At 66.0% G+C, this 13,734-nt stretch carries 12 protein-coding genes; all 12 read left to right on the forward strand.

Going from position 1 to position 13,734, the window contains the following annotated elements; genetic code table 11:
- Window positions 1–101 precede the first annotated feature (101 nt).
- The 12 genes from nusA (at window position 102) to GUY37_RS06665 (ending at window position 13,668) form a co-directional block, all read left to right on the forward strand.
- On the forward strand, window positions 102–1,064 hold the full coding sequence (nusA, locus tag GUY37_RS06610) for a transcription termination factor NusA (RefSeq protein WP_166823662.1): 963 nt from the start codon (window positions 102–104) through the stop codon (window positions 1,062–1,064).
- A 72-nt stretch (window positions 1,065–1,136) separates the two neighbouring features.
- A complete protein-coding gene (locus GUY37_RS06615; protein WP_166829470.1) occupies window positions 1,137–1,412 on the forward strand; it encodes a YlxR family protein in 276 nt (91 codons plus the stop codon).
- Window positions 1,413–1,542: 130 nt separating this feature from the next.
- Window positions 1,543–4,452: a translation initiation factor IF-2 gene (gene infB, locus GUY37_RS06620; protein WP_166823665.1), complete on the forward strand. Its 2,910-nt coding sequence runs from the start codon at window positions 1,543–1,545 to the stop codon at window positions 4,450–4,452.
- A gap of 191 nt (window positions 4,453–4,643) precedes the next feature.
- Window positions 4,644–5,078 carry a 30S ribosome-binding factor RbfA gene (gene rbfA, locus GUY37_RS06625; RefSeq protein ID WP_166823668.1) on the forward strand — a complete coding sequence of 145 codons (435 nt, stop codon included), beginning with the start codon at window positions 4,644–4,646 and terminating at the stop codon, window positions 5,076–5,078.
- Between the two features lie 191 nt (window positions 5,079–5,269).
- Entirely contained in the window at window positions 5,270–6,136 is an 867-nt protein-coding gene (locus tag GUY37_RS06630; protein WP_166823671.1) for a ligand-binding protein SH3, read from the forward strand.
- A gap of 12 nt (window positions 6,137–6,148) precedes the next feature.
- Window positions 6,149–7,141, forward strand: coding sequence for a tRNA pseudouridine(55) synthase TruB (truB, locus tag GUY37_RS06635; RefSeq protein WP_166823674.1), 993 nt, complete (start codon window positions 6,149–6,151; stop codon window positions 7,139–7,141).
- Between the two features lie 191 nt (window positions 7,142–7,332).
- Window positions 7,333–7,953, forward strand: a complete 621-nt coding sequence (locus GUY37_RS06640; RefSeq protein ID WP_166823676.1) for a hypothetical protein — start codon at window positions 7,333–7,335, stop codon at window positions 7,951–7,953.
- Entirely contained in the window at window positions 7,943–8,314 is a 372-nt protein-coding gene (locus GUY37_RS06645; RefSeq protein ID WP_166823679.1) for a hypothetical protein, read from the forward strand. Before GUY37_RS06640 ends, GUY37_RS06645 begins: the two co-directional genes overlap by 11 nt.
- A gap of 156 nt (window positions 8,315–8,470) precedes the next feature.
- A complete protein-coding gene (locus GUY37_RS06650; protein ID WP_166823681.1) occupies window positions 8,471–9,409 on the forward strand; it encodes a bifunctional riboflavin kinase/FAD synthetase in 939 nt (312 codons plus the stop codon).
- A gap of 91 nt (window positions 9,410–9,500) precedes the next feature.
- On the forward strand, window positions 9,501–9,770 hold the full coding sequence (rpsO, locus tag GUY37_RS06655) for a 30S ribosomal protein S15 (protein WP_166823684.1): 270 nt from the start codon (window positions 9,501–9,503) through the stop codon (window positions 9,768–9,770).
- Between the two features lie 335 nt (window positions 9,771–10,105).
- Complete coding sequence (locus tag GUY37_RS06660; protein WP_166823687.1) at window positions 10,106–12,328, forward strand: polyribonucleotide nucleotidyltransferase; 2,223 nt, start codon at window positions 10,106–10,108, stop codon at window positions 12,326–12,328.
- A 62-nt stretch (window positions 12,329–12,390) separates the two neighbouring features.
- Complete coding sequence (locus GUY37_RS06665; protein ID WP_228278402.1) at window positions 12,391–13,668, forward strand: M16 family metallopeptidase; 1,278 nt, start codon at window positions 12,391–12,393, stop codon at window positions 13,666–13,668.
- Window positions 13,669–13,734: the final 66 nt, after the last annotated feature.

Raw genomic sequence — 13,734 nt, forward strand, 5'->3', positions numbered from 1 at the left:
CATCGGAGACAGAATGCGGGCGCGGACTGGGATAGACTGTGACGCCTGCATAAGTGAACACAGACAATTCAATGCTCGATTGAGCCGGAGAGGACTTAGACATGGACATCGACCTCAATGTTCTGCGCGTGATCGAACGAGAGCGTGAGATTCCGCTGGAAACCCTCATCGAACTCATCGAACAGGCGCTCTTCCTCGCCTACCAGAAGACCGAAGGGGCATGGCCCGACGCCCGCGCCGAACTCGACAAGTCCACGGGTGAGGTGCGCATCCTCGCCGTGGAGTTCGACAACGACGACAACCCGATCGGCGAATTCGACGACACCCCCACCGGTTTCGGCCGCATCGCCGCCCAGACCGCCCGGCAGGTCATCCACCAGCGGCTGCGCGACGTCGAGGACGAGACGCTGCTCGGCACATTCAAGGGCCGCGAGGGCGAGATCGTCTCGGGCATCATCCAGCAGAGCCGGGACCCGCAGATGGTCCAGGTCGACCTCGGCGATGTCGAAGCAGTGCTGCCCCCGCACGAACAGGTCCCCGGCGAGACCTACGCCCATGGCACCCGCCTGCGCGTCTACATCGCCGATGTCCACAAGGGAACGAAGGGCACCTCGGTCACCGTCTCCCGCACCCACCCGAACCTCGTGCGCAGGCTCTTCGCCCATGAGGCCCCGGAGATCGCCGACGGCACCGTCGAGATCGTATCCCTGGCCCGCGAGGCCGGCCACCGCACGAAACTCGCCGTGCGCGCCACGAAGCCCGGAGTCAACGCCAAAGGCTCATGCATCGGCGAACTCGGCTCGCGCGTGCGCGCAGTGATGAACGAACTCGGCCAGGAGAAGATCGACATCGTCGACTACTCCGACGACCCGGCGAAGTTCATCACCCACGCGCTGTCCCCGGCCAAGGCCAAGAGCATCGAGATCCTCGACGCCGCCGCCCAGGAGTCGCGCGCCGTCGTCCCCATCGACCAGCTCTCCCTGGCCATCGGCAAGGAAGGGCAGAACGCGCGCCTGGCAGCGAAGCTCACCGGCTGGAAGATCGACATCGTCGCAGGCGAGTAGCCTTTCGCAGTGATCCGCACCACTGGCCCCCTTGGCGCGAGCGGGGTTGCCGGTGCTGTAGAATCATTCATTGTGAATGTTGGTGATGGACCCGTAAGGACGTGCATCGCCTGTAGGCAGAAGGCCGGTCGGGACGAGCTGACACGCTTCGTGTTCCGCCCCGATCAGCGCCCCGCCGTCGTCCACGATGTGTCAGCGACACTGCCGGGACGTGGTGCTTGGGCGCACCCTGATGAGAAGTGCCTGAACAAGGCCCTGACCACTGCCGCCTTCGCTCGATCCTTTCGAACGAAGATCACCGCCTCGGACCTCCCGAGGCCGGACACCGAACCCAAAGAGAACGGGTAGCCGAATGGATGACAAGTTGTGAGTGTCGCACGATGACACCCAAACGGAATTCGAGAGAGCAGTGAAATGAGAACTGCTCTTCATTGATGAGGTTCTTTCCTGACCGGGAAAGAACCCGGACAGGAGAACTGTGGCAAAGCCCCGTGTCCATGAGCTCGCGAAAGAGCTCGGCACAACAAGTAAGAACGTCCTCGAAAAGCTCCAGGACATGGGCGAATTCGTTCGCTCCGCCTCTTCGACGCTCGAAGCGCCCGTCGTGCGTCGTGTGAAGGAGGCATTCGCCGATTCCGCTCCCGCCGATGGCGAGAAGAAGTCCGCCGGTGGCGCGAAGAAGGCCGCCAAGCCGGCCGCGAAGCCCGGAGCCCCGAAGCCCGGTGCGAAGCCCGCACCCAAACCAGCTGCGAAGTCGGCGGCCAAGCCGGGTGCTGCGAAGCCTGCCGGATCCGCAGAATCGGCCCCCGCCGAGGATACCGCCCCCGCTGCGAAATCCGCTCCGAAGCCCGGCGCCAAGCCGGCCGCTCCGAAGACCGCAGAGCCGACCGAGGCCCCCGCAGCCGAGACCAAGCCGGCTGCCTCCTCGGCGCCGAAGCCCGGTGCACCGAAGCCGTCTGCCGCACCCAAGCCGGGTGCACCGAAGCCGGGCGCGCCCAAACCCGGTGCGCCGAAGCCAGGCGGTCGTGGAGCTGCACGGCCCGGCAACAACCCGTTCGCTTCCTCCCAGGGAATGCCGAAGCCCGGCCGCGGATCCAAGTCCGGCGGTCGTCCCGGCGGCCAGGGCGGTCAGGGTGGCCAGGGCGGACGCCCCGGCAACAACCCGTTCGCTCCTTCGCAGGGAATGCCGAAGCCCGGCCAGAAGCAGCGCGGCGCAGGAGAGGACTCCTCGGGCGGTCCCCGTCCGGCACCTCGCCCGGGCGCACCTCGCCCCAACCCGTCGATGCTGAAGAACTCGGCGCTGAACAAACCCGCTCCCGGCCGCGGTCGCGGCGGCGGACGCGGAAATGCCCCCGGCGGCGCACCCGGTGCACCGGGCGGCGCTCCCGGCGGTCCTCGTCGTGGGCCCGGCGGCGGTCCCGGTGGTCGCGGTTCAGGTCGCGGTCGCGGAAGCACGCAGGGTGCATTCGGCCGCGGCGGCGGTCCCCGTCAGAAGGGACGCAAGTCGAAGCGGGCGAAGCGCGCAGAGCTCGAGCAGATGCAGGCTCCGTCGGTCGGCGGCGTCAGCGTTCCGCGCGGAGACGGCACCACGCCGCTGCGTCTGCGTCGCGGCTCCTCATTGGCCGACTTCGCCGAGAAGATCAACACCGATCCGACGAACCTCGTGACCGTGCTCTTCCACCTCGGTGAGATGGCCACGATCACCCAGTCCCTCGACGAGGCGACCTTCGAGGTCCTCGGCGAGGAGCTCGGCTACAAGATCGAGATCGTCTCGCCCGAAGACGAAGACCGCGAGCTGCTCGAGACCTTCGACATCGACCTCGACGCCGAAGCCGCAGAGGAGGACGATGAGGACCTGCAGGCACGTCCGCCGGTCATCACCGTCATGGGTCACGTCGACCACGGTAAGACCAAGCTGCTCGATGCGATCCGTTCGGCCAATGTCGCCTCCCGCGAAGCCGGCGGAATCACTCAGCACATAGGTGCCTACCAGGTCGAGGTCGACCACGAGGGCCAGGAGCGCAAGCTCACCTTCCTCGACACCCCTGGTCACGAGGCATTCACTGCCATGCGTGCCCGCGGTGCGAAGTCGACGGACCTCGCGATCCTCGTGGTCGCCGCCGACGACGGCGTCATGCCGCAGACGATCGAAGCTCTCAACCACGCTCAGGCGGCCGAAGTGCCGATCGTCGTGGCCGTGAACAAGATCGATAAGGAAGGCGCCAACCCCGCCAAGGTCATGCAGCAGCTGACCGAATACAACCTCGTGGCCGAAGAATACGGCGGCGAAACGATGTTCGTGCCCATCTCCGCACTCAAGCGCGAGGGCATCGACCAGCTGCTCGAGTCCGTCCTGCTGACCACCGATGCGGCCCTGGATCTGCGGGCGAACCCCGACAAGTCCGCTCGCGGCATCGCGATCGAGGCCAAGCTCGACAAGGGCCGCGGTGCGGTCGCCACGGTCCTCGTCGAGTCCGGCTCCCTCCGTCAGGGCGATGCCATCGTCTGCGGCACCGCCTACGGACGTGTGCGTGCGATGTTCGATGAGAACGGCAACCTCGTCGAGGAAGCCGGACCCTCACGCCCGGTCCAGGTGCTCGGTCTGTCTTCAGTGCCCCGCGCCGGTGACTCGTTCATCTCAACCGATGACGATCGCACGGCCCGTCAGATCGCTGAGAAGCGTGACGCCATCGAGCGCAACGCCGCTCAGGCTCGCGGTCGCAAGCGCATCAGCCTCGAGGACTTCACGAAGGCTCTGGCCGAGGGCAAGGTCGACATGCTCAACCTCATCCTCAAGGGTGACGTCTCCGGTGCTGTCGAAGCGCTCGAGGATTCGCTGCTCAAGATCGATGTGGGCGACGACGTCGACCTGCGGATCATCCACCGCGGCGTCGGAGCGATCACGGAGAACGACATCAACCTGGCCACGGTCGACAACGCGATCGTCCTCGGCTTCAACGTCCGTCCGGAAGCGAAGGCTCGCGACCTGGCAGACCGCGAAGGCGTCGACGTCCGCTACTACTCGGTCATCTACCAGGCGATCGACGACATCGAGAGCTCGCTCAAGGGCATGCTCAAGCCCGAGTACGAAGAGGTCCAGACCGGCACCGCGGAGATCCGCGAGGTCTTCCGCTCGTCGAAGTTCGGCAACATCGCCGGTTCGATCGTCCGCGACGGCCACATCAAGCGGAACTCGACCGCTCGCGTCACCCGCGACGGAATCGTCATCGGCGACAACGTCCACATCGAATCGCTGCGCCGGTTCAAGGACGATGCGACCGAGGTCCGCGAAGGCTACGAGTGCGGTATCGGACTCGGCAAGTTCAACGACCTGCGTGTCGGCGACATCATCGAGACCTTCGAGATGCAGGAGAAGCCGCGCGACTGAACGGTCGCTTCCGACGAGTCACCCCGATGACTTCGAGCGCACCAGCGCACCCGAGGATTCGGATGGGACTCGCCACGTGAGTCGAAGGCTCCGGTCGGCCCCCGGACGGGGACCGACCGGAGCCGGTTCGATTCCACAGCTAACATAGGGCCGGAAGAGTTGTTCCGGCCCCGAACAGAAGGACAAGCACCATGGCAGACTCGACACGGGCCCGCAAGATCGCCGACCAGATCAAGGTCATCGTCGCCAGCACCATCGAGCGCAAGCTCAAGGATCCGCGCCTCGGCTTCGTCACCGTCACCGACGTGCGCGTGACCGGTGATCTGCAGCACGCCACCATCTTCTACACCGTGTACGGCGACGACCAGGACCTCGTCGGCACCGGTCATGCCCTCGAATCGGCCAAGGGCTTCATCCGCTCCGAGGTCGGCAAGGGACTGACGATCCGTCTGACCCCGAGCCTCGAATTCATCGCCGATGCCGTCCCCGAGGCAGCCGCCCGTCTCGACGGACTGCTCGCTCAGGCCGCCGCCGACGATGCTCGCGTGGCCGGATTGGCCAAGAACGCGGAACATGCGGGCGAGTCGGACCCGTACAAGAACAACGACGACGCCGACGAAGACTGAGCCTCTCATCGCGGCGCTCATCGCATCGCCCCTGGTCATCGGGGGAGTGCCACCGATCGGCGGCATAAGGCCCGAGTTGAGCTTCGTCACGTCCGGAAAAAAGTTCTCGTAACAGTTTTGTTATCTTTCCGAGATGTCGTAGACTTTTTGCGGTAACGAAATGATTACGACTCTGTTAAGGGAATTCTGCATTGGGTAAGCACTCCTCACCGAAGCCGTCGTTCGCGAAGCAGCTGATCCGGGATCTGGCTCCCGGCAACCGCCCCGCCGGCCGGCGCGCAGCGAATGCGCCGTCCACGGCGACTTCCGTGCTGGCGACCGTCAAGCAGCGTCCCGTCGTCGCCGCGATCGCCGTTCCTGCCGCCGCGACCGCCGCCGTCGTCGGTTCGACCGTCGTCATGGGACCGCCCGAGTCCGGCAATGTCACCACCGAAGCCGCATCGACGACACCCGAGGAGTCGAACACATCCTCGACCGTGAGCCAGAAGGAGCTCGACGCCGAGCGCAAGAAGGCCGGCGAAGAGTACCTGGAGAAGGTCAAGGACGACCCGAAGTACAAGAACAAGTCCTCGAAGACCACTCTCGAGGTCAAGGCGCCGCCGAAGCCCGAGCCGACCGCCGAATCGTCGGCCTCCCCGGAGAAGGGCGACAGCGACTCGTCCTCCGATGAGAAGTCCTCCTCGGACGAAGGCACCTCCTCGGACACCTCGGCTCCGCCGTGCAGCGTGTCCTCCTCGATCGAGTCCGGTCTGCTGCCGAACGCCGTCAACGGCTACCGCGCCGTGTGCGCGAAGTTCCCCGAGGTCAAGACCTTCGGCGGACGCCGCCCCGGCACCGGCTCGGATCACAACACCGGTGAAGCCGTCGACATCATGATCACCGGCGCCACCGGCGACCGCATCGCCGACTACCTCATCCAGAACCAGGGTTCCCTCAACGTCAAGTACGTGATCTGGAAGCAGCGCATCTGGATGCCCGGCCAGGGTTGGAAGGGTATGGAGGACCGCGGAGACGCGACCGCCAACCACTTCGACCACGTGCACGCGTCCTTCAACTGATCGCCGGCCTCAGTGAGCGATCCTTCCCCGCAGGGCGTCCTCGTCTGCGATAAACCGCAGGGACTGAGCTCCCACGGCGTCGTCTCCCGCATCCGCCGCTGGTTCGGAACGAAGAAGGTCGGCCACGCTGGCACTCTCGATCCGATGGCCACGGGCGTCCTCGTGCTCGGCCTCGGCCGCGGCACCAAGCTGCTCACCTATATCACCGGGGTCTCGAAGACCTATTTCGCTACCGTCCGTCTGGGATCATCGACCCCGACGGATGATGCCGATTCCGAGCCCGATCGCTTCGCTGATCCGGCCGATCTCGCCCGCGTCGACCCCGCGGCCATCGAGGCCGCCGTGGCCGAGCTGCGCGGTCCCATCGACCAGGTGCCCAGCGCCGTCTCGGCGATCAAGGTCGACGGCAAGCGCTCCTACGCCCGCGTTCGCGCCGGTGAGGACGTCGAGCTCAAGGCCCGTCGCGTCGAGGTCTCGGCCTTCGAGATCATCGACATCCGCTTCTCCGCCGACGACGGTCACATCGACGTCGATGTCGAGGTCGACTGCTCGTCCGGCACCTATGTGCGCGCCCTGGCCCGCGATATCGGCACCGACCTCGGCGTCTTCGGTCACCTCACTGCGCTGCGGCGGACCCGCGTCGGAGAATTCCACATCGACCGGGCCGTGACCCTGCCCGAGGACCTCGACGTTCCCGCGCCCGACCTCATCTCCCTCGCCGAGGCGGCCCGCACCCTGCTGCCCGTCGTCACCGTCGGGGCCGAACAGGCCACAGCGCTCATGCAGGGCAAGACGGTGGCCGCCGCCGACTGGAGTGCCGATTCCGGCGGGACGGACTGGAGTGCCGATTCCGGCGGCGCCGACTGGAGCGCCGAGTCCGGCGGGGCGGACTCGGAGAGCCGCGAAGTCGCCGTGGTCTGCGACGACGCCCTCGTCTCTGTGGCCGAGGTGCGCCGGGGCGGCGGACTCAAATCCCTCACGGCCTTCGCCATCGACCTCGCCTGAGCCGGTTACGACGGAGGCCGACCAGTCGACCCGCGCCGACTTCGGCCGACTCACACCGTCTTCAGCCGTCCCACGCCGCCGTCGGCCGACCCACGCCGTCGACTGATCCACCGTGACAAGATAATTAGTTGTAATCATGAATTACAACCGAAACTCTTGTGCCAGACGACGGCATCTGATCTACTTGTCCTATGTTCGTCTTGACCCTCGACCAGCAGGATTCGCGGTCGAACGCCGACGCGGTGCCCCGAGTCCTCGACGCGCTGTCCCCGATCACCACGGTCGTTCCCTTCGCCCGCACCATCGGCGACGAGGTCCAAGGAGTCCTCGACGACCCCGAGGCCGTCGCCGAGGCAGTGCGCAGAATCGGCATCGACTCCGACTGGCATATCGGCATCGGCATCGGCGAGGTCGAGCGGCCGCTGCCCGAGGCGACCACCGAGGGCAGGGGAGCGGCGTTCTATGCTGCCCGTCAGGCGGTCGAAACGGCGAAATCCGCACCCGCCCACCTCGTCGTCAATGCCGACCCGGACGGCGAGCACCGCGTCCTGGCCGAGGCGGCTCTGCGCCTGCTCGTCAGCACCCTCGGCGAGCTGCGCAGCCACTCCCGCGGCTACGTCGGCTTCCGCCTCGATGATCCCGATGCCACTCAGGCCCAGATCGCTGCAGAATTCGACGTCTCTCAGCAGGCAGTCTCCCGAGTGCTGGCGGCCGGTCCTGCCGATCTCGTCGCTGGAGCCGAACGCCTGGCCCGACATCACCTCGCCCGGCACGACGCCGCCCAGTCGGAAGGAGCCGAGCATGTGGACTGAGGTCCTCGTCGCCGTCGCCGCCGCAGTCGCCGCGGCGCTCATCGGCTGGCCGCTCGTCCCGCTCTTCCTCCGTCTGACCCATACGGGACCGGGGACCAAGCCCGCACGCACCGGAGCCGAAGACATCGAAGTCCTGCGCGGCGGACTGTGGATCGGCATCGTCGAACGCGCACTCATCGCCGGAGCCATCGTGCTCGGCCGACCCGAACTCATGGCCGTGGTCATCGCGGTCAAGGGGCTCGGACGCTTCGCCGAGATCAAATCCTCGGCGGCCGCGGGAGAGCGGTTCATCATCGGCACCTTCGTCTCGATCGCCCTGGCCTCCCTCCTCGGAGTCATCGGCTGGGCGATCGTGTCCTGACCGCCTCCTCTCGCGTCGGCCTCACGCCGTTCCCGCCTCATCGCCACGGTGACTGCACGGTCACGGTCGGGCAGGGCCGCCTCGGCGAGGTGCGGGTTAGGAGGCGGAAGATCTCTGCGATAATCTGAATCGGTGCACGGAAGGAGCGAATGTCTGGTGGAGCTGTATCACGGACTCGGTGAGGTCGAGGTCGATGCTGTCGGCACCGTCGTCACCCTCGGCAACTTCGACGGCGTGCACCGCGGCCACCAGACGGTGCTGACCACCGTCGCCGCCCTGGCCAGGCAGGAGGGCCTGCGCTCGATCGCGATGACGTTCGATCCGCACCCGCGCACGGTCCACCGCGCCGAGGACCCGACCGTGATGATCACCTCGACCCGGCAGCGCGCCGAACTCATCGCCGCCACGGGAATCGACGGCCTCCTCATCCAGCCCTACGATCTCGGCTTCGCCGCACAGTCGGCCGAGGAATTCGTCCGCAGATACTTCGTCGAAGCCCTGCGCGCGAAGATCGTCGTCGTCGGCGATGACGTCCGCTTCGGCAAGGACAACGAAGGCTCCATCGAGACTCTGCGCCGCCTCGGCGAGACATACGGTTTCCGGACCGAGACGATCGATGAGGTCGGACGCGGGGGACGGTATTCGTCCTCGCGGATCCGCGAACAGATCACTGCAGGCGACGTCGCCGAGGCGGCCGACCAGCTCGGGCGCTACCACGCACTCCACGGCACCGTCGTCCACGGCGATGCCCGCGGACGCGACCTCGGGTTCCCCACTGCGAACCTCTCCGACGACCACGAAGGGCTCGTCCCCGCCGACGGCGTCTACGCCGGATGGGCCACGTTCTCCGGTGAGGACCAGTCATACCCGGCGGCGATCTCAGTCGGTACGAACCCGACCTTCCAGGGACAGATCCGACGGGTCGAGGCGTACGTGCTCGACAAGGAGTTCGGCGAATTCGATGTCTACGACCGTGAGATGACTCTCGAATTCGTCTCCCGCATCCGCGGCCAGGTCGCGTTCACCGGGATGGATGACCTCATCGTGCAGATGCATGAGGACATCGCCGATGTGCGCGAAGTCCTGCACACCTGATAAGCTGATCTCTGCCGTTTTCACCGGCCGCGGTCCCATAGTGCAGAGACTTCAGGTCCCTGCGCCGCGCAACGACACGAAGGAGAACTCCATGGCTCTCGACACCGCTGTGAAGCAAGAGATCATCAAGGAATATGCAACTCATGAGGGTGACACCGGTTCTCCCGAGGTTCAGGTTGCACTGCTGACCCGCCGGATCTCCGATCTGACCGAGCACTTCAAGGATCACAAGCAGGATCACCACTCGCGTCGTGGCCTGCTGCTCCTCGTCGGTCAGCGTCGCCGCATGCTCAAGTACCTGCAGAAGGTCGACATCGAGCGTTACCGTTCGCTCATCAAGCGCCTCGGTCTGCGCCGCTGATTCGACGTCCGCGCAGCTGTCACGCAAAGCGTCCCACCTTCGGGTGGGGCGCTTCTGTGCTTCTGCGGTAGACTTCGTAACGGACAACCATGCCGTGGACGTTTCGGTCTTCGGTAGTGGCCTCCGGAGGAATGAGCGCTTCGCGCCGGTTCCGTGGGCCCCGATCGATGACCGGCTTGGATCCATGGGATGTCCGAGCCAATATCCCGCCGGAACGGCGCGGGGTCTCGCACTGCCGAGGGCACACCGCCTGCGGCAGCGCGTTCACTCATGCGTTGAGGACAAGCACCTGCGCACCACAGACCACCGCGTGCCGGCACAACATAGGAGACTACGTGGGACTCAACCCTGAATCCGCCGTTGCCCATATCGACAACGGCAGCTTCGGCAAACACACCATTCGCTTCGAAACCGGTCGGCTGGCCCAGCAGGCCGCCGGCTCCGCCGTTGCCTACCTCGACGACGACACCATGCTGTTCTCGGCCACCTCGGCCGGAAAGAACCCCCGTGAGGGCTTCGACTTCTTCCCCCTGACCGTCGACGTCGAAGAGCGCATGTACGCAGCCGGCCGCATCCCCGGCTCGTTCTTCCGCCGCGAGGGACGCCCCTCGACCGACGCGATCCTCACCTGCCGCCTCATCGACCGCCCGCTGCGCCCGTCCTTCGTCAAGGGCCTGCGCAACGAGGTCCAGGTCGTCGTCACCGTGATGTCGGTCAACCCCGACCACATCTACGACGCCCTGGCCATCAACGCCGCGTCGATGTCGACCCAGCTGTCGGGTCTGCCGTTCTCCGGCCCCATCGGCGGTGTGCGCATCGCGCTCATCGACGGCCAGTGGGTCGCCTTCCCGAACCACTCGCAGCTCGAGGACGCCGTGTTCAACATGGTCGTCGCCGGTCGCGTGGTCGGTGACGACGTCGCCATCATGATGGTTGAGGCCGAAGCCACCGACAACGCCATCGACAAGATCAAGACCGGCGCTCAGGCCCCCACCGAGGAGGTCGTCTCCGAAGGTCTCGAAGCTGCGAAGCCGTTCATCGCCGAGCTCTGCCGTGCGCAGTCCGAACTCGCCGACCGCGCCGCGAAGCCGACCGTCGAATTCCCCGTCTTCCGCGACTTCGAAGATGACGTCTTCGACGCCGTCAGGGAACTCGCCGAGGCGAAGCAGACCGAGAACTTCAGGATCGCTGACAAGCAGGAGCGCGAAGCCGCCGGTGAGGTGCTCCTGGGCGAACTCTTCGACAAGCTCGGGGAGCGCTTCGAAGGCCGTGAGAAGGAGATCGCGAACGCGCTCAACGCGCTGACCAAGCAGGTCGTGCGCAAGCGCATCCTCACCGATCAGGTCCGCATCGACGGTCGCGGGCTCAAGGACATCCGTCCGCTCACCGCCGAGACGAACGTCATCCCGCGCGTGCACGGTTCGGCCATCTTCGAGCGCGGCGAGACCCAGATCCTGGGTGTCACCACGCTGAATATGCTCAAGCTCGAGCAGACGATCGACTCGCTCTCACCCGAGACCTCGAAGCGCTACATGCACCACTACAACTTCCCGCCCTATTCGGTCGGTGAGACCGGTCGTGTGGGCAGCCCGAAGCGCCGCGAGATCGGCCACGGCGCGCTCGCCGAACGCGCCCTCGTGCCCGTTCTGCCCAAGCGCGAGGACTTCCCGTACGCGATCCGTGAGGTCTCCGAGGCTCTCGGCTCGAACGGTTCGACCTCGATGGGCTCGGTCTGCGCTTCGACGCTGGCCATGCTCTCAGCCGGTGTGCCCCTGCAGGCGCCCGTCGCCGGCATCGCCATGGGACTCGTCTCCGACGTCATCTCCACCGACCAGGGCGAGCAGACCGCCTACGCGGCTCTGACCGACATCCTCGGCGCCGAAGACGCCTTCGGCGATATGGACTTCAAGGTCGCCGGTACGCGTGACTTCATCACCGCGATCCAGCTCGACACCAAGCTCGACGGCCTTCCCGCCTCGGTGCTCGGTGCCGCACTCAAGCAGGCTCGTGAAGCCCGCATGGTCATCCTCGACGTCATCGCTGAGGCCATCGACACCCCGGCCGAGATGGCACCGACGGCACCGCGGATCATCTCCGTGAACATCCCCGTCGACAAGATCGGTGAGGTCATCGGGCCCAAGGGCAAGATGATCAACCAGATCCAGGAGGACACCGGCGCGGACATCAGCATCGAAGACGACGGAACCGTCCTCATCGGGGCCACCGACGGACCGGCCGCCGAGGCCGCCCGCTCGATGATCAACGCGATCGCGAACCCGCAGGTCCCCGAGGTCGGCGAACGCTACCTGGGCACCGTGGTCAAGACGATGAGCTTCGGCGCATTCGTCTCCCTGACCCCGGGCAAGGACGGCCTGCTGCACATCTCCGAGCTGCGTAAGCTCAACGACGGCAAGCGTGTCGAGGACGTCGAAGACGTCGTCGGCGTGGGCCAGAAGGTCCAGGTCGAGATCACGAAGATCGATGACCGCGGCAAGCTCTCGCTGGCTCCGGTCACCGACGAAGACGAGAACACGGACGAAGAGGGATCAGACAACTGATACTGAGTAGTTCGCACACCGGGGAGGGCAGCCGAATCGATCGGTCTGTCCTCCCCGGTGGTTTGACGCTGACCACCGAACACATGCCGGGCCTGGCCTCGGAGACGATCGGCATCTGGGTCGCCGCCGGGTCCCGTGACGAATCCGCCGAGACCGCCGGGTCGACGCATTTCCTCGAACACATGCTGTTCAAGGGCACCGGCAGCCGCGACGCGAAGACCATCGCCGCGGCCTTCGACCGCACGGGCGGGGACTCGAACGCGATCACCGCGAAGGAGCTCACCTGCTATTACTCCAGGTGTCTGGTGACGGATCTGCCGGACATCACGGGGCTGCTCGTCGATATGGTCTCGAACGCCCAGCTCGAGAACGAGGAGTTCGAGCGCGAGCGCGGAGTCATCATCGAAGAGCTCGCGATGTCCGCCGATGATCCCGGGGACGTCCTCTTCGACGACTTCGACTCCCTGGTCTTCGGCTCGCATTCGCTGGCTCGGCCCGTGGGTGCGACGAAGGACCAGATCCGCGTGCTCGGCCATCACACGGTCATCGACCACTACCAGTCGACGTATATTCCGCCTCGTCTGGTCATCGCTGCCGCGGGTGGGGCGACCCATGAGGAAGTCCTCGCTATGGTTGAGGACGCCCTCGCCGAGGCTGGGCTCGGGTCCCGTGCCGATGTGTGGTCGGGTGCGGAGAATGGTGCTCACGGCGCGGGCTCGGTGGAGAGGGGAGCGCACCTGGCCGGTGCGTCCCGGGTGCGTCCGCAGTTCCATTCCGGACAGTCGCACACCGTCAAGGACATCGAACAGCTGGGCATCATGCTCGGCTGCGAAGGCCTGGAAGAAGGCCACGACGACCGGTTCATCTACTCGGTCATGCTCACGATGCTCGGCGGCGGAATGTCCTCGCGACTGTTCCAGAGCGTGCGCGAGGAGCGTGGGCTGGCCTATGCCGTGAACTGTGTGGCCAGCCAATTCACTGACACGGGGACATTCGGAATCTACGCCGGCTGCACCGCCGAGAACGCTCAGGCCGTCGTCGATCTGGCCTTGAACGAATGGGACCGTTTGGCGCAGGAGGCGCCGAGCCGGTTCGAACTCGACGAGATCGTCTCCCAGCTGTCGGGGTCGATGGTGCTCGGACTCGAATCGTCGGCGGCGCGTATGAACCGCCTCGCCCGGTCCGAGATCTTCGGTCTGCCGCTCGAATCGCCGATGGATCTCATCGAACGCGTCCGTTCGGTCACAGCCGAGGACGTCAGCGAGATGGCCGGGCGCCTGTTGTCTCGGCCCAAGGCGCTGGCTTTGGTCGGTCCCGCCGCCGAGGTCGAACTGCCCTGATCGCGTCCGTGGGGTCAGGGTTGCGGCCGTGGGATGCCGGTCGGCAGGAATCTGAAGGGAGACGGT

The organism is Brevibacterium limosum (genome assembly GCF_011617705.1).
In the GTDB taxonomy this organism is placed as follows: domain Bacteria; phylum Actinomycetota; class Actinomycetes; order Actinomycetales; family Brevibacteriaceae; genus Brevibacterium; species Brevibacterium limosum.